This is a genomic window from Halovivax sp. (assembly GCA_007119345.1).
Classification (GTDB): domain Archaea; phylum Halobacteriota; class Halobacteria; order Halobacteriales; family Natrialbaceae; genus Halovivax.
The window spans coordinates 1-16,047 of the sequence record SKPV01000219.1; the positions used below are offsets into that span (position 1 = coordinate 1).

The 16,047-nt window shown below is 69.3% G+C and carries 14 protein-coding genes and 1 tRNA gene; 5 read left to right on the forward strand and 10 right to left on the reverse strand.

The genetic code is table 11. The features are described 5' to 3' along the window. Positions 1-86: 86 nt before the first annotated feature. Positions 87-314: a helix-turn-helix domain-containing protein gene (locus tag QZT59_RS15290; RefSeq protein ID WP_290818339.1), complete on the reverse strand. Its 228-nt coding sequence runs from the start codon at positions 312-314 to the stop codon at positions 87-89. A 231-nt stretch (positions 315-545) separates the two neighbouring features. Here QZT59_RS15290 and QZT59_RS15295 point away from each other — a divergent pair, with 231 nt between their 5' ends. Next, complete coding sequence (locus tag QZT59_RS15295; RefSeq protein WP_290818342.1) at positions 546-1,733, forward strand: site-2 protease family protein; 1,188 nt, start codon at positions 546-548, stop codon at positions 1,731-1,733. Positions 1,734-2,178: 445 nt separating this feature from the next. Here the strand turns inward: QZT59_RS15295 and QZT59_RS15300 are convergent. Then, positions 2,179-2,250 (reverse strand) — tRNA-His (locus QZT59_RS15300). A 177-nt stretch (positions 2,251-2,427) separates the two neighbouring features. Here QZT59_RS15300 and QZT59_RS15305 point away from each other — a divergent pair. Continuing rightward, complete coding sequence (locus tag QZT59_RS15305; protein ID WP_290818345.1) at positions 2,428-2,883, forward strand: DUF5814 domain-containing protein; 456 nt, start codon at positions 2,428-2,430, stop codon at positions 2,881-2,883. A 31-nt stretch (positions 2,884-2,914) separates the two neighbouring features. On the opposite strand, the gene QZT59_RS15310 is transcribed toward QZT59_RS15305, so the two are convergent. Beyond that, a complete protein-coding gene (locus QZT59_RS15310) occupies positions 2,915-3,310 on the reverse strand; it encodes a ribbon-helix-helix protein, CopG family (RefSeq protein ID WP_290818349.1) in 396 nt (131 codons plus the stop codon). A gap of 210 nt (positions 3,311-3,520) precedes the next feature. Then, the gene (locus QZT59_RS15315; RefSeq protein ID WP_290818353.1) at positions 3,521-6,163 is read right to left on the reverse strand and encodes a PAS domain S-box protein; all 2,643 of its coding nucleotides are present in this window, start codon (positions 6,161-6,163) and stop codon (positions 3,521-3,523) included. 259 nt (positions 6,164-6,422) lie between these two features. On the opposite strand from QZT59_RS15315, the gene QZT59_RS15320 reads away from it, so the two are divergent. Then, complete coding sequence (locus tag QZT59_RS15320; protein ID WP_290818357.1) at positions 6,423-6,575, forward strand: hypothetical protein; 153 nt, start codon at positions 6,423-6,425, stop codon at positions 6,573-6,575. 21 nt (positions 6,576-6,596) lie between these two features. Here the strand turns inward: QZT59_RS15320 and prf1 are convergent, their stop codons facing one another. Then, positions 6,597-7,856 carry a peptide chain release factor aRF-1 gene (prf1, locus tag QZT59_RS15325; RefSeq protein WP_290818360.1) on the reverse strand — a complete coding sequence of 420 codons (1,260 nt, stop codon included), beginning with the start codon at positions 7,854-7,856 and terminating at the stop codon, positions 6,597-6,599. Between the two features lie 310 nt (positions 7,857-8,166). Between prf1 and minD the strand changes: the two genes are divergently transcribed. Together minD and QZT59_RS15335 are read left to right on the forward strand one after the other, a co-directional pair. Beyond that, entirely contained in the window at positions 8,167-8,967 is an 801-nt protein-coding gene (minD, locus tag QZT59_RS15330) for a cell division ATPase MinD (RefSeq protein WP_290818363.1), read from the forward strand. A gap of 90 nt (positions 8,968-9,057) precedes the next feature. Further along, complete coding sequence (locus tag QZT59_RS15335; RefSeq protein WP_290818366.1) at positions 9,058-9,411, forward strand: ArsR family transcriptional regulator; 354 nt, start codon at positions 9,058-9,060, stop codon at positions 9,409-9,411. Between the two features lie 377 nt (positions 9,412-9,788). Here the strand turns inward: QZT59_RS15335 and argS are convergent, their stop codons facing one another. The 5 genes from argS to QZT59_RS15360 form a co-directional block, all read right to left on the reverse strand. Continuing rightward, the gene (gene argS / locus QZT59_RS15340) at positions 9,789-11,567 is read right to left on the reverse strand and encodes an arginine--tRNA ligase (protein WP_290818369.1); all 1,779 of its coding nucleotides are present in this window, start codon (positions 11,565-11,567) and stop codon (positions 9,789-9,791) included. Between the two features lie 105 nt (positions 11,568-11,672). Continuing rightward, positions 11,673-12,899: a threonine synthase gene (locus tag QZT59_RS15345; RefSeq protein WP_290818372.1), complete on the reverse strand. Its 1,227-nt coding sequence runs from the start codon at positions 12,897-12,899 to the stop codon at positions 11,673-11,675. A gap of 2 nt (positions 12,900-12,901) precedes the next feature. Beyond that, entirely contained in the window at positions 12,902-13,858 is a 957-nt protein-coding gene (locus tag QZT59_RS15350) for a succinylglutamate desuccinylase/aspartoacylase family protein (RefSeq protein WP_290818375.1), read from the reverse strand. 233 nt (positions 13,859-14,091) lie between these two features. Further along, positions 14,092-14,319, reverse strand: a complete 228-nt coding sequence (locus QZT59_RS15355) for a DUF2892 domain-containing protein (protein WP_290818378.1) — start codon at positions 14,317-14,319, stop codon at positions 14,092-14,094. 69 nt (positions 14,320-14,388) lie between these two features. Beyond that, complete coding sequence (locus QZT59_RS15360; RefSeq protein ID WP_290818381.1) at positions 14,389-15,915, reverse strand: stage II sporulation protein M; 1,527 nt, start codon at positions 15,913-15,915, stop codon at positions 14,389-14,391. Positions 15,916-16,047 lie beyond the last annotated feature (132 nt).

The following is a 16,047-nucleotide window of genomic DNA, read 5'->3' on the forward strand; positions in this document are numbered from 1 at the left end:
CCGAAACTCGAACGAACGCCCTCGTCGCCGAAACTCGAACGAACGCCCTCGTCGCCGAAACTCGAACGAACGCCCCCGTCGCCGAATCAGTTCCGGGCGCGGACGCGGTCGCCCTCACGCTCGACCAGGCCGTCGGCCGACAGCGAGCGCAGCACGGAGAGGACGGACAGCTTCCGCATCGAGAGCGCGTCGGCCAGGTCGTCGACCGTCGCGCCGTCGCTCGTCGTCAGGTAGAGGTAGACGAGCTTGGCCTGCGGCGAGTCGAGGGTTTCGGGAAGCGGTTCGCACCGGGTCGGGGTTACGTGCGTTTGCATGGTGTCTACCCGGGGGGACGGTCACAAGAAATATAAATCAATCATAGTACACGCCAATATTGTCTAATCCGTACTAGTGGCATTATATCGATACTGAGAGAGCGTCCCACGGCGGCGGCGTTCGTCCGTCCGCGCCCCGAGATCGACCGGGGAAACGACCGAGCAGCCGGGTTCACGGTCGACACTCGCGTCGGCGGGTTGTTTAAGGGTCCCCCGGGGTTATCCGGTGGTATGTGGAAGAGTTTCCGGGTCGGGTCGCTCTTCGGGATCCCGATCAAACTCGACGTCACCTTCCTGCTCATCCTGCCGATATTCGCGTACCTCATCGCGGCACAGATCGGGGAGGCGGCCGAGATCTTCAACGAGGTGATGGGGGCGGGAATCGACGTCGCGGCGCTCACCGGCGGCTACTCGCCGTTCCTGTGGGGGCTGCTCGCGGCGATCGGCCTGTTCGTCGGCGTCGTGTTGCACGAGCTGGGACACTCGCTGACCGCCCAGCGCTACGGTTACCCGATCGACTCGATCACGCTCTGGTTGCTCGGCGGGATCGCCGCGCTGTCGGAGATGCCCGAGAACTGGCGCCAGGAGTTCGCCATCGCGATCGCGGGCCCGATCGTCTCCGTCCTCGTGGGGATCGGCTCCTACGGCCTCTTTCTGCTCACGCCGGAGGGTCTCGCCGGGGCGCGGTTCATCTTCGCCTATCTCGCGATCCTGAACATCGCGCTCGCGGTGTTCAACATGCTGCCGGCGTTCCCGATGGACGGCGGGCGGATCCTCCGGGCGCTGCTGGCGCGAAACCAGCCCTACGCCAAGGCGACCAGCCAGGCGGCGACCGTCGGCAAGGGATTCGCCGTCCTGATGGGGCTGTTCGGGCTCTTCGCCTGGAACCCGATCCTGATCGCGGTCGCGCTGTTCGTCTACATCGCCGCCTCCGGCGAGTCCCAGCAGGTGACGATGAAAGCCGCCTTCCAGGACGTCACCGTCCGGGACATCATGACGCCCGCGGATCGGCTCCAGACGGTGACGACCGACACCACCGTCGAGGAGCTCGTCCAGCGCATGTTCCGGGAGCGCCACACCGCCTACCCCGTCCTCGACGACGGCTTCCTCGTCGGGATCGTCACCCTCGACGGCGCCCGGGGGGTCCGCCCCGTCGAGCGCGATGCCTACGCCGTCGAGGAAGTCATGCGCACCGACCTCGCGACCGTGGGCCCCGAGACCGACGTGATGAGCGCGATCGAGAAGATGCGCAGCGAGGGCGTGGACCGACTGCTCGTCATCGAACGCGCCGACGACTGGGGCGCCGGTAACGGCGACCTCGTCGGGATCATCTCGCGCTCGGACGTCATGACCGCACTCGACGTCGTCCAACAGAGCGGCGCGGTGAGCCCGGTCGGACGGGGTCGGCCGGCCGATTGAGGGCGGGCAGGCGTTCGGGACGGTTGCGACGATGCCCTTCCACGGCCCGGACCCCGTTCGTCGTCCGTAGCCGGGGGACGGTTCGGCGACGGCCGTCGGTCAGGTCGCCGAGCGTTTCACGGGAGACCTTCACGAACTCCACCTGCCGGTACCGGGACGGACGGAGCGAGACGACGTTGTGGGGGAAGCGGGGGTCGGTCCTTTCGTGATCGTCGGATTCGACGGACGCGCGAACCCGTGCGTTGTGGCGGGCGTCGGGGTTTCGGCCGAGGTCGTCCGTCGTGGGTCGGAACACGGCCGCGTGATGGACGAGCCGTTTGCGCCGAGTTTCGAGCCGCGAGATCGACGCAGCTCGGGCGCTCGTATATCGGACCGGCCTTGCCGCGGTCTCCGGGAAACTCGGAACTGCGTCCGGATCGATCGAGAAAATTACGCTGAGTTATGAGTCCGGGTGCGAGAATCGAACCCGCGTCTCAGCCTCCACAAGGCTGAAGGATAACCACTACCCCAACCCGGACACGGTCGCACTTTGAGGTACTCGGCGAGCACCTGAAATACGTTTCGACTCCGCGAGCGGCCGTGTGAAGCGCACCCGGATCGCACGGACGACGCGCGACCGGCCCGGCCGTTCGCCCCGGAAACGCCCGCTCGACCGAACCACTTTTCGCCGGCAGTCTCCAATTCCCGCCGACGCGTGGCCATCACCGACAAGATCTACCTCAAGAACCACCGCCAGCTCTGTTCCCAGCTCGAGACGACCGTCCCCAAGGGCGCGTTCAAGGGGGCGACGCTGGACCTGCTCTTCCAGGGCGAGGGCCTCGAGAAGCTCGACGACGCGACCCGCGAGCGGGTGCTCGACTTCGCCTCGGATTTCCTCGACTGTGACTGCGGGGACAACCCCTACTGCGGGTGCCCGGAGCGTAAGTTCGTGCGGTACCTGCTAGAGTTGCGCGCGCAGGGACTCGGCCCGGACGCGATCGTGGACGTGATGAGCGACGAGTACCTGGTCTACGCGTATTCGGGCGACGTCCTGTCGTTCCTCGACGACGCGGTCCGCACGCTGGAGGCGGCGGAAGGACTGGCGCGGGTCGACGGCGCGGACGAAACGGGAGCGGAAATTCGACGGGCGAAGCGGGATCTCGCGAAGTGACGGGCCGGATCGAGCGGGCGCTCGCCCGGAGTCAGCCGAGCTGGTAGGGCTCGTCCTCGTCCAGGTCGTCGAGCAGGATGATTTCGTCTTGCTCGTCCTCGAGGCGGTCCCGGAGGTCGGTGACGTAGGCCTTGTGCTCTTCGAGCTGCTCGCGGAGGTGCTCGGTCTCGAGTTCCAGACGCTCGTGTTCGCGCAGGAAGCTCTTCGGGACCTCGACGGTCGGTGGAAACGACGTCTCGTCCTCGTCGGCCGCTTCGAGCTCGTCCTCGGAGACGACCGCGACCTGCCCGTCGTGTTCGACGAGCATGTCGACGTAGTCCCGGAAGACCGCGGACAGCGAGATGTCGCGCTCTTCGGCGATCTCCTGGAGCGCCTCGAACGCCTCCTCGTTGACCCGGAACGAGATCGTCTTGTTCTTGTTGCCCATCCCGACCCCTACTGGGTCGCGCGTCCACTTAACGGTTCGTCAGACGTGAGTGTCGGATCGGCACGATCCGTGCGAGCGAGGAGTCGAGACGGGCGACTATCGCAACCGTCCGGCCGGGAGACGCCCGGAGAGCGGGTCGCGGGACCGCAGAGCGCCCGGCGAAGCGGGTCGTCGGGCCGATTTGCCATCAGAGAGCGGGTCGTCGGCCGCTCAACGATCGGCGAACAGCTCGTCGAGGAGCTTTCGCTCGGCGGTGCGCACGTGCTGGTGGAACGTCGCCGGGCTGATGTCGAGCGCGTCGGCGACGTCCTCCCCGGAGCTGTCTCGCGGCCACTCGAAGAAGCCAGCGGCGTAGCCCGCCTCGAGCGCGGCGCGCTGGCGATCGGTGAGTTCCGCGTCGAGCGTCGTCGCGAACCGCTCGGCGGTCCGCCTCCGGACCGTCTTTTGGCGGCGGGTGACGGGTTCAACGCCGGGGTAGCTCTCTCGCAGATCGTCGATCAAGCGCTGAATCTCCGCTCCTGGAGCGAGGTGGACGCGAACGAGCAGATCGCCGTCGACGAGGCGCGCCTCCTTGAAGTAGCCGCCGTGGGCCGATACTACCGACGCGAACGGAGCGTCCGCCAGCCGCGCTTCGAATCGGGTCGCTCCGCCGTCGGTACCGAGAACGCTCACGGCCTCCCAGTGGGGCACCTCCTCGGCGTCCGCGAGCCGCTCGACGGCCGACATCGCCCCGTCGCGAGCGATCCCGTACAGCAGGTGCGAGCCGTCCCCGACCGGGATCAGTCGGCGGAACTCGGCCGTGCCCTCGACGCTCCCCGCGAGCCCGAGCGTCCGGAAGAACTGACGCAGCCGGAGGCCGATCTCGACGACCTCGTCGCTCATCATCGCCCGCTTGCGATCGGCCGCGGAGATGGCGTGACCCACGATCTCTCCGAGCTGGCCGACCACGTCCCGCTCGTCCTCGGTGAACGCGTCCTCCCGGGCCGAGTAGACGCCGATCAGACCGTAGAGCGTCCCCTCGTGGACGACGGGGATCGCGGCGCACGAGCGGTAGCCGTAGGCCGCCGCCACGTCCCGCCACGGCTCGAAGTCGGGGTCCGCGAAGACGTCCCTGGAGACCTGCATCTCCGTCGTCCTGACGGCCGTCCCGGCCGGGCCCCGCCCGCCCGTTCGGTCCGGATCCGTCGTGAGGTCGCCGGTTTCCATGTAGCCGTCGACGCCGGCTTCGGCCCGCGGCGCGATGTCGCCGGTCTCCGGGTCGACCTCGGCGATCCAGGCGAACTCGTAGGATTCCGACTCGGCGAGGTGTCGGCAGACCGCCTCCTCGATCTCCTCGCGCGTCGAGCGTTCGAGCACGGCGTCCGTGATTTCTCGGACCACGTCGTGGAGGTTGTTGAGCGCCGCGAGTCGATCCTGCTGGCGGCTCAGCTGCCGTTCGCGTTCGTTCCGTTCCGTGACGTCGGTGATGAACGAGTGGAGCAGGTCCGCTTCGATGAGGTTCCCGCGCTCCCACATCCACCGGACCTCGCCGTCTCGGGTCCTGATCCGGTAGGTCACTTCGTAGGTGCCGTCGGTCTCGAGCGCGTCCGCGACCTCGTCGTAGATCCGCTCGCGCTCGTCCGGGTGCAACACCTCCTCGCCCCAGGAGACGTCCTCGACCAGCTCGTCGGCGGCGTAGCCGGTCAGTTCCTCGCACTCGCCGTAGACCGCGGTGAGCGGCCACGAGGGATCGACCTCGGAGAAGCAGACGATCCCCGGAAGGTTCTCGACGAGCGACTGGTACCGTCGCTCCCGCTGGCGCCGCTCGGTCACGTCCCGGAGGACGCCCGCCGAGCCCAGGTACCGCCCGTCGTCGTCGACCCGAACGGCGAGGTGGTTCTCGACGGGGATTCGCTCGCCGGCGGCGGTCTCGACCTCGAATTCGAGCGTGGCGCTGGCCGCGTCGCCGTCCGCGAGGAGCTCGGCGATGAGCGCCTCGGCCCGCTCGATGTCGGCCGCGTCCATCCCGGTAGAGACGTGGCGGTCGAGCAGCTCCTCGCGCTCGTAGCCCAACTCCTCGACGAACGCCTCGTTGACGAACCGGACGTACCCGTCCGCGTCGAGCTCGTAGACCGGATCGCCTACCGCGTCGACGATGCGCTCGAATCGCTCCAGTTCCCGTTCGCGTTCGACCCGCTCGGTGATATCGATCGCGACGGCGATGACCTCGCACACCTCGCCGTCGTCCGCGTCCGGCGGCTCGTCACCCGACCCGTCGACGACCGGCTGGTAGACCGTCTCGAACACGACGCCCTCCACTTCGCGAATCGTGCGCAACGGCTCCCCCGCGAGGGCCCGCTCGAGGTCGTCGAGGATGTCGCCGTAGTCCTCGTACAGTTCGAATAGGGACGCGCCGACGAGCTGTCCGGGTTCGAACCCCAGCGTCCGGAGGCCTTTACCCTCCGAGAGCGTGATCGTGCCGTCCTCGTCGAAGCCGAAGAGAATCACCGGAACGTTCGACACCACCGTGGCGAGGTGCTCGGCCGTGCGCTCGATGGTCCGAAACCGATCGCGCGATCGCGAGCCCCCGGTCGGCGACGGGGGCGCCTCGCCGCCCGCCCCGTAATCGGGCGGGCGGTCGTCGTCGATCCCCTCGGCCATCGGCCGCCACCAGACCCGCGCTCCGGAGCCGACCTTTTTCGTCGCGAGCGCGCCGTCGTCGACCAGCGTCGTCAGCCGCTCGTAGACCGTTCGCCGGCCGAGGTCGAGGGCGTCGGCGACCTCCGGCGTGGTGAGCGGTTCGCCAGGCTCGGCGGTCTCGAAGACCGCCAGCGTCTCCGCGTAGATGTCGGATTCCGCGGAACCTGATGGCACGTTTTCACGAACTCCCCGGTCTGTGAAAAAAGTTCCGTCGGCGGAATCGACGCGTCGGACGGGAATCTGCCGCGCCGTCGATCGGTCGACCCCGACAGCAGGCCCCGATTCCGGTCGCCCGCTACCCGTTTCCACCGAACTACCGTCGACGTGCAGGAACTGCCGGAAACCGCGCGGTGGCTCGGTTTCCGATCGGATGGAGATGGTTGCGTGCGAGCGGTGATAGATTGACGTACCCGGTTGACAGTAGTGTCACACGATGCCGGAGAAACACGCGAACAAAGCCAAGAAAGCGGCCGACAAGTTGCTCCGGACGCTGACGAACGAAGAATACGATGACGCGAGCAATCGCTTCCGTGATCGGGACAGCAATCGGTACGCGCGCGGTCCCCGCCACGGAGACGACGAGTAGCGATCCGATACGCGTCGTTCGTCAGACGCCGGTGCTGTACCGCAGGATGCCCGCGAAGCCGCCGAAGGCGTCGTAGAGCTGCTCGCCCTTCTCGAAGTCGGTGGAGATGAACTTCACCTCCGTGCCGCGCTGCTCGGCGATCTCGATGAGGTGCTCGATCGCGTCCTCGCGCTCGGCGTCCGCGGTCGCCACCTCGGCCCCGCAGTCCGAGCACTCGTGTCCGGGCGTCGAGTGTCGGCGGTCGATCACCTCGCGATCGGTCGACCCGCACTCGGCGCACTCGTAACTGACCACGTCCTTTCGGAGGTCCTCGCTGATCAACAGCGTCTCGACCGACCCCATCACGAGGTTCCGGCGAGTCTGCTCGAAGCCGTAGGTCGCCAGATCGCCGGCGTTGAGCTCCTTGAAGAACTGCTCCATCTCCCGCTTGTCCTTCATCACCTCGGCGTCGGCGAGGGCGTCTTCGGCGTTGTCCACGAGCTCCCGGAGGCCCGACTCGTCGGTGTAGGAGACGTCGAACTTGCCGATCACCGAGTCCTGCAGTTCGTGGTGGAGGTAGTCGCCGTCGAGGAACTCCTCTTTCGTCGGGGAGGGGCCGCCGACGAGGATCCCCTCGAGCTCGTGGCGCTTCGGGACGAACAGGTCGTTGGCCATGCCGGCGACCTCCTGGTAGAAGTTGTCGATCGCCTCCAGGCGCAGGCGGGCGAAACGCTGGGCGGACTGGCCACCTTTCCGCTGCTTGCCGGGGACCAGCGAGGAGGCCGACTTCACCGGCTCGATGCGTTTGCCCTTCAGCCAGCCCACGTTGGCCTCGCGCCGGTCGAGGACGACCAGTCCGTACAGCCCCTGGTCGGTGAGCATCTCCTCCAGGGGCTCGGTGAGAAAGTCCGAGTCGCAGTGGTAGCGAAAGGACTCGACGGGCTGGGGCGGGCTCTCGAGCACCTTCGTCACCATGTCGGTCTGGCCGCCGCCGGCGTCGACGGCGCCCGAGAAGAGCACCATCCCGTTGTCCGGCGGGTAGGTATCGTAGTAGCGCAGGCGATCCTTGATGCTCGTCAGCGCGTCCTGCACGTTGGTCCGGGTCTGCTTCGACTTGATGTTCGCCGCCTCGGAGTGTTCCTGGGTGACGTGGGCGACCACGTCGCTGACCTGACGGTCCTCGGGAACGTAGATCGTCACCAGCTGCGTGCCCGACCCCTCGTAGTTCTTGAGGTCCTCGATCACCTTCCGGAACTCGTACTTCTTCCGGTCGGAGTGGTCCTGGTCGCCCTCCTGACTCATCGTCCGAACGAAACGGAGCGAGGGCTAAGTACCTGTTGACACGTCGGCAGCGGGATTCTCGCCGATCCCGGTCTCGCTCACTTCGTTCGCTCGGACCGCGCCGGTCTCACGGGTCCCCCGGTCGCCGTTCGCTCTGCCGAGGATCGAGCGGAGCGAGATCCTCGCGGCTCGCGGGTCGTCCCTCCCCGCTCACACCTCCACGGTGCTCGGTCAAATGAGCGAGCGCCTCGCTCGCCAGAACCGTCCGACGCGCGTCCGACGGGGCGCCACGATTTAAGGTTGTCCCGCCACTCTGTTCGGGCACTGAATCATGTCCCAGGAGACGGTCTACGCCATCGCGAGCGGGAAGGGTGGCGTCGGGAAGACGACGACGACGGTGAACCTCGGGACCGCGCTCGCGCAGGCGGGCAAGCGGGTGGCCATCGTCGACGCGGACCTGGGGATGGCGAACCTCGCGGGCTTCGTCAGCCTCTCGCCCGACTCCGCGACCCTCCACGACGTCCTCGCCGGCGACGCGAGCGTCGAGGAGGCCACCTACCGCCTCGCGGAGAACATCGTCGGCGTTCCCAGCGGCGGCTCGCTCGAGAGCTACGCCAGGACCTCCCCCGAAGGGCTCGGCGACGTCGTCGACGCGCTCCGCGAGCAAGCCGACTACGTCCTGCTCGACGTCGGGGCCGGCGTGAGCCACGAGACCGTCCTCCCGCTCGGACTGGCCGACGCCGTCCTCCTGGTCACCACGCCGGAACCCGCCGCCGTCAAGGACGTCGCGAAGACCATCGAGCTGGTCGCCCGCGCCAACGGCGAGGTCGCCGGCCTCCTCGTCACCCGAACCCACCCCGCCGGCGACGTCCCCGCGGCCGACATCGCCGACCGCCTCGACCTCCCGCTGCTCGGGACGGTTCCCGAAGACACGGCCGTCCGCGGGAGCGTCTACGCCGGAACGCCGCTGGTCGTCCACGAACCCCGGAGTCCGGCGGCGGTCGCCTACCGCCGACTGACGGCCGAACTGACCGACGTGGACGTGGAACCGCAGCCGGCGTCCAACGACCGGGACGACGCCCCGTCCGACGGCGTCTCCGGCGCGATCACCGACGCCGAGTCCGACGGCTAACCGTCGACCGGCGACCCGCCCGCGCTCCACCCCTGCTCTCCTAAACAGTTTGGGACAATCGTGATGGAGGAGCCGAGTAACCGTACGTTCATGGCCACCCCCATGGACCTGGACGCGACGTACTCGCTACTGTCCGATGCGCGACGGCGCCACCTCCTGGCGTGTTTCCTCGACGCCGAGGTCTGGACCGTCCCGGACCTCGCCCGAGAGATCGCGGCCCAGGAATGTGAGCGAGCCCCCGACGAGGACCTCGTCCGACGAGTTCGCGTCGGCCTCGTCCACAACCACCTGCCGCGACTCGCCGACCACGGCGTGCTCGAGTGGGACGGCCGCAGCGGCGACGTCGTCCGCGCCGACCGCTTCGAGACGGTCGCACCGTTCCTGACGGTCACGGGCGACGGCGACGAGCTCGCGATCGCGCCGCCGCCGTCGGATCGGCGATAATCTCCCGCGAGAGCCGGTAAACGACCCGCCGCCGTCCCCCCGCGGCGGCGGGCGCGTTCGAGGGACGACGCGGTCCGTGGGTTCGAGATCGACCGTCGTCCCCCGCCAGTCCCCCGATTTCACTGAGCGCCCGGTTTCCGCCGAGCACCCGATTCCAACGCCCGGTTTCCGCCGAGCACCCGATTCCAACGCCCGGTTTCCGCCGAGCACCCGATTCCAACGCCCGGTTTCCGCCCGGATTCGTCGCCACTCGTCCGCCGCCATTCATTCTTGGCTGTGCCACTGCGTACGCGGTACTCGCGACGCTACCCTCGGCGACGGGTAGCCGGGGAACGACGTCCCCTCGGTTCACCGAGCGATCCGCGCTCCGCGAGGAGTCACATCGACCGCGGCGCCGCGACGCCGAGGATCGCGAGCGCGTTGGCGATCGTGTGCCGCGAGGCGGCCACCAGCGCGAGTCGCGCCGTCCGCAAATCGTCGTCGACGTCGTCGGCGAGCACCGGACACTCCCGGTAGAAGGCGTTGAACGTCTCGGCGAACTCGCGGGTGTACGTCGCCACCTGGTGCGGTTCCAGGTCCGCGGCCGCCTCCTCGACCACGTGGGGGAACCGGCCGATCGTTTCGAGCAAGTCGCGTTCGGCCGGCGTCTCGAGGACGCTCGCGTCGCCGTCGGCCGCCAGCGATCCGAGGTCGTCGTCCGGGTCCAGCCCCGCCCCGTCGAGGATCCCACAGCAGCGAGCGTGGACGTACTGGACGTAGGGAGCGGACTGGGCCTCGAAGTCCAGCGCGCGGTCCCACTCGAAGGTGATCGTCTTCGTCGGCTGCTTCGCGACGATGTCGTAGCGGACGGCGCCGATGCCGACCTGTCGGGCGATGCGCTCGACGTCCTCGTCGTCGAGGTCGTCGTCGCGGATGCGGTCGTCGAGGCGATCCTCGACCTCCCGGCGGGCGCGCACGACCGCCTCGTCGAGCAGGTCGTCGAGGTCGACGCCGGTCCCCTGTCGGGTGCTCATCCCCTCGCCGCCGGGCAGGTTCACCCAGGAGTAAAACAGCTGCTCGAGCCGATCGGTGTCGTTTCCGAGGAGCTCGAGCGCGCAGCGCAGTTCCTCGAACGTGAGTTCGTGGTCCTCGCCGATGACGGTGACCGCGCGGTCGTACTCGTCGAACTTCCACTCGTGGTGGGCGAGGTCGCGAGTGGTGTACAGCGAGGTGCCGTCTCCCCGCAGGAAGACGAGGTCCTTCTCGAGGTCGAACCCGGAGAGGTCGAGCTGCCAGGCGTCGTCCTCGAGAAACGCCTGGTCCAGCGCCTTGAGTCGCTCGACGACCTCGTCGGTCGAGCCGTCGCGCATGAACCGCGTCTCCTTGACGAACTCGTCGTACTCGACGGGGAGTCGGCCCAGGGTCTCGCGCATCCCCGCGAGCACCCTGTCGACGACGGTTCCGACGCGCTCGTAGGCGTCCTCGTCGCCCTCCTCGAGCCCCCGCATGATCGCCTCGATCTCCGCTTCGGCCGCGGCCACCTCGTCTTCGGGACCGTCCTCGAGGAAGCGGTTACCCTCGCGGTAGTACCGGACGAGCTCGTAGTCCGGCTTCTCCCGTTCGGGCTCCGGAAGGTCGGCCTCCTCGAACGTCTCGTACGCCCAGGTGAAGACGGCCATCTGCCGGCCGGCGTCGTTGACGTAGTAGTGGCGAGAAACGTCGTAGCCGGCGTAGGCGAGCAGGGTCGAGACCGCGTCGCCGATGATCGGATTCCGGGCCCGGCCGACGTGGACCGGCCCCGTCGGGTTGGCGCTCGTGTGCTCGACCACCACGGACTCCTCGCGGTCGGGCCGGGCGCCGTAGTCCGGGTCGGCGGCCGCCGCGAGCGTCTCGGCGTAGTAGGCCTCGCTCGGCAGGAAGTTCAGGTACGGGCCGTGCGTCTCGACCCGCCCCACGTAGCGGAGGTCGTCCGCGTCGATCTCGTCTGCGAGGTCGCCGGCGACCTGCGGCGGCGGGGCGCCGACCTCGCCGGCCAGCCGGAAGGCGACGCTCGAGGCGAGGACGCTCTCGACGTCGGCCGGCGGCTCCTCGATCCCGAGGTCGTCGGTCGGCAGGTCGCGGGCCGCAAGCGCGGTCGCGAGCGCCCCCTCGACCTCGTCGCGAAGCGCTGGGAACATAGGGGCCCGTATTCAGGGCGCGTGTATAGGAATGTCGGGTTCGGGTCGCGGTCCCGGCGTCGCCGACCGCCCGTCGCGATCGGTCCGCACCGCCGTCGACCGGATTCACAGCGTCTTCAGTCCGGATCCCGTCAGGGGAACGACGACGTCCTCGTCGTCCTCGACGAGCCCCCGCTCGCGGAAGTGCGCCAGCGCGGCGGGCGCGACCGCGCAGGTCGGCTCGACGTAGAATCCCTCGCGGTGAAGCCGGTCGAGGGCCGTCTCGACCGGGCCCTCGCCGACGGCGACCGCGGTGGCGTCGGTCGCCTCGATCGCGTCGACGATCTGGGATCCCCGGGCCGGCTCGCTGATCTGGATCCCGTCGGCGATCTCGGTCCGCACCTCGTCGTCCTCGACGACTCGCTCGCCGCCCACGGCCTCGACGATCGGGTCGTAGCCGACCGACTGGACGCCGAGCAGCCGGGGGAGCCGATCGGTGATGCCCGCCTCGACCATGAGCTCGAAGCCGCGATAGGCGCCCAGAAAGAGCGTGCCGTGGCCGATCGGGAGGACCAGCGCGTCGGGCACCGACCAGTCGCGCTGGGCGGCGACCTCGAACGCGAACGTCATCGTGCCCGCGTAGAACGCCGGGTTCCAGGCGTGGCTGGCGTACCAGCCCTCGCCGCGCTGGTAGGGAGCGTCGTCGCCGCGTCGGCGGGTTTCGTTCGCGTCGGACCCGGACTCGGCCTCTTCGATCGGGGCGCCGGCGTCGACGGGTTCGGCCGCGTCGTGGTTCCGTCCGTCGCCCTCGACGGCCTTCAGACACGCCGCGGTGACGTCCTCTCTGGAGCCCTCGACCCGAACCGGGCGGGCGCCCGCCCGCTGGATCGCCATCAGCTTCGACTGCTTGACGGTGTCCGGCACGTAGATGTCCGCCGGCAGGCCGGCGCGGGCGGCGTAGGTCGCGATCGACGCCCCCGCGTTGCCCGAGGAGTCCTCGATCACCTTCTCGACGCCGAGTTCCGCTGCGCGCGAAAGCGTCGTCGTCGCGCCGCGATCCTTGAACGAGCCCGTCGGGAAGACGTACTCCAGTTTGAACTCGACGTCCCAGGACGGGGCCTCGACGAGCGGGGTGAACCCCTCGTGGAAGGTGACGTGCTCTTCGATCGGCAGGAACTCGAAGAACGTCCACAGACCGCGGGAGGTGTCGAGTCGCGAGAACGGGAGCGGCTCCCCTTCGGGGTAGGGCCGCTCGACGAACTCCAGGGCGTGGCCGCAGGCGCAGCGCCAGGGCTCGTCCGGGCCGGCGTCGTACACCGCGTCACAGGCGGGGCAGGTGAGGTCGGATGGCATCGTCAGTAGGTGTCGACGTCGGTGCCGACGGAGCAGACGTACTCGCCGGTGGCGACCTGCGGGAGCCGGCGGGTCCGCCAGAGGATCCCGTCCTCGTCGGCGGTCACCTCCGCCTTGGGCTCGCCGAACGGCGTCGTCACCGCGAACAGCGTCTCGCCGGCGCGCACTCGCTCGCCGAGTTCCCGCTCGAAGGAGACGAGTCCACCGGCCGGCGCGCCGTGCTGGGTGAAATCGCCCGCCCGGGTCTGGGCTTCGAGTTCGACGTCGCCCGCGAGGAAGTCGTAGTACCGGAGGACGTTGAAGATGCCCTCGACGCCCGTCTCGATGCTCGACTCGTCCCAGCCGACGCAGCCGCCGAGCTCCGGATCGACCGTCGGGATCCCCTCGTCGGGGGCCGCGCGGGCCAGCTGGCCGTCCGGTCCCTTCTGGTCGAGGACGTGGCCGGCGCCGAAGGCCTTCGCCAGTTCGAGACACTCCTCGTGCAGGCGGTGTCGGGGGCCACAGCGCACCCGCACCTCGTCGATCATCCGGCTCGTCGAGCCCTGGTGGAGGTCGAGGATCAGGTCCGCCCGCGTGGCCGCCTCGAACGTCGCGGCGGCGATCCGTTCGCTCGAGGTCCCCGCCTCGTCGCCGGGGTAGGTGCGGTTCATCTTCCGGTCGTCGATCGGGTTGCGGTGTTCGGCCACCTGGAAGCCGTGGTAGTTGACGATCCCCACGACGAGTATCGTCCCCGAGAGCTCGGCGGGGTCCAGTTGCGGGACCACCCGCTGGAGGACGCCCACGCCGTTCAACTCGTCGCCGTCGCTCACCGCCTGCAGGTAGAGGGTATCACCCGGCTCGGCGCCGTTGATCACGGCGACCGGGAGGCCGAAGGGACTGCCGTCCCGGGTCTCGCCGACCTCGAGGCGGCCCGTGTCGACCTCCCCCGGGCCCGCGCTCGCGGTTCCCAGCGTCGTCATGGCAGGGACGATGGGGTCGCGTGTCTTTACTGGTTCGGTCTCCGGGGGTCGCGCCGCGTCGGATTTCCGGCGACGGCGCGCTCATCGGTTCGTCGGTCACGATGAGGTCGGGGGCGCACCCGCCCGAAGCAGCGTCCTCGAGCGCGTATCGCCCTTCGACGTCGCGGAACTCCCGCGGGGATCGCGCGATCGACGATCGCGATCCGACCCGGCGAACTCGGCCGTTCGGCCGGCTACGCGTCCCCGCTCCCGTCCGAACAGGTGTCGATCCCGAGCGTCGCGTTCAGCCCGCAGTAACGCGTCGCCGCGTTGAACAGCAGGCCCGCGCCGACGAGCCCCACCGCGACCGAGACCGCCCGCCGCCCGTCGATCGCCGCGTCGACCGCGACGGCCACCAGCAGCGTGCCGAGTATCGCTCTGAACGTTCGATCCAGGCCGCCGACGTTCTTCTCGGGCGCCATGTTCGACGGTTCCGGACCGGGCATGATAAAGCGCACGTTCCGGCGGAACCGAGTCGAGCGGCCGCCGGTTCAGAGTAACGGCCGCCAGTAGTAGGGGCTGACGAAGCCCTCGATCACGGCGGCGATCGCTAGCAGGATGCCGACGCCGACGAGCACCCAGAACGCCCGCTCCAGGTCGTCGGCCAGGTCGGCCCGCGTGGCGGGTCCGCGCCAGGTTCGCCACCAGCTGAGCCCGAGGAAGATGCCGACGGCGCCCGCGACGAAGATCGCGGGGATCTCGAAGATCCCGTGGGGCGTCACGAACGCGAGCAGCTCGGCGGGTTCGGCCTCGAGTCGGCCGTAGATCCCGAGGACGAGCCCGTTGAACCAGAGCGAGCCCAGCGCGGGGATCGCGAGGACGACCCCGCCGAAGGCCATCGTGAGCGCGACGGTCCAGTTGTTCCCGAAGAACTCGAGCGCGGCGACGGGCGCGACGTGGCCCTCGAGGCGACCGGCGATCGAGGCCTCGAACTCGCCGACGAACGGGCCGGCGAAGACCCAACCCATCACCGCACCCGCGACGAGCGCCAGCGCGGCCGCGGCGTGATGGCCCGGCGTCGCCCGGACGAAGGCGACCAGCTCGCGCCAGCCGCGCCGGAGGCCGTCGACGAATTGACCGCGGAGCGAGCGCTCGACGGGGGCCGGCGGGGCGATCGCGCCGCGACCGCCGCCGTACAGCGTCGTCTTCAGCAGGTCGAGCGCCGGCAGGACGAAGAGCGCGAAGACGAGCCCCGTTGCGCTGCCCGCGCCGACGCCCCCGAGCAGCGAGAGCAGGGCGCCGACGCCGAACAGCGCCGCGAGCGCGACGACGTAGTAGAAGACGGCCTCGGTCCGGTTGTGGCGCACGAATCCGGCCGCGTTCGACACCGACCGCGCGGCGCCGACGCGGTCGACGACGACGCCGACCGGCGCGAAGGCGAAGACCGCCCGGATCGAGATCGCGGCCGCGATCCAGCCCAGTACCGACAGCGCGACCAGGAGGACGCCGACGACCGCGCCGATCGCGCCGAACCCGAGCAACGTCGCGCCGAGTCCCCCCAGGACGACCGCCGCGACGGTGATACCGATCCACAGGAGGAACTCGAGCAGGTAGAGCCCGAGGAACGTCGGCCAGTGGCGCCGAGTCCCGGCGACGCCGGCTTCGAGCCCCCGCTCGTCCCGGAGCCGGGCGAAACACGCCGACAGCTGGCCGGCACCGATCGCCGCGTAGGCGACGAGCACGACCGTCACGAAGGCGATCCCCGTCAGTGCGAAGATCGTCCCGATCACGGGCGTCAGCGCGGGTTCGAGCGCCGCCAGCAGATCGTCCATCCACGCTTCGAACGCCGCCGGGTCGGCGTCCGCGTCCGGCGGCTCCTCGAGCGCCGTCAGCTCCTCGCGGAGCGCCGCGGTCCGGCCGGTCGCGGCGAGGTAGGCGTACGCCAGGACCACCCCGGCCAGCGCGGTGACCTGGCCGATCGTCGCGACGGCCGCCCCGAGGACGTAGAACGGGAGCAGGTCCGACGGACGGTTCCTGAAAACCCTGCCGACGGCGGTGACGGCGGCTCCGAGGCGCATGGTGGCGGTTCGACGAACGGACAATTAAACGATCCGAAGCGAGGTGGGCCGCGCGGGGATCGTGTCGATTTCGTGAGCGTGCGCGCCTCGATTTCGGGACGAGCACGCCTCGACTTCGGGGACGAGCGCGTC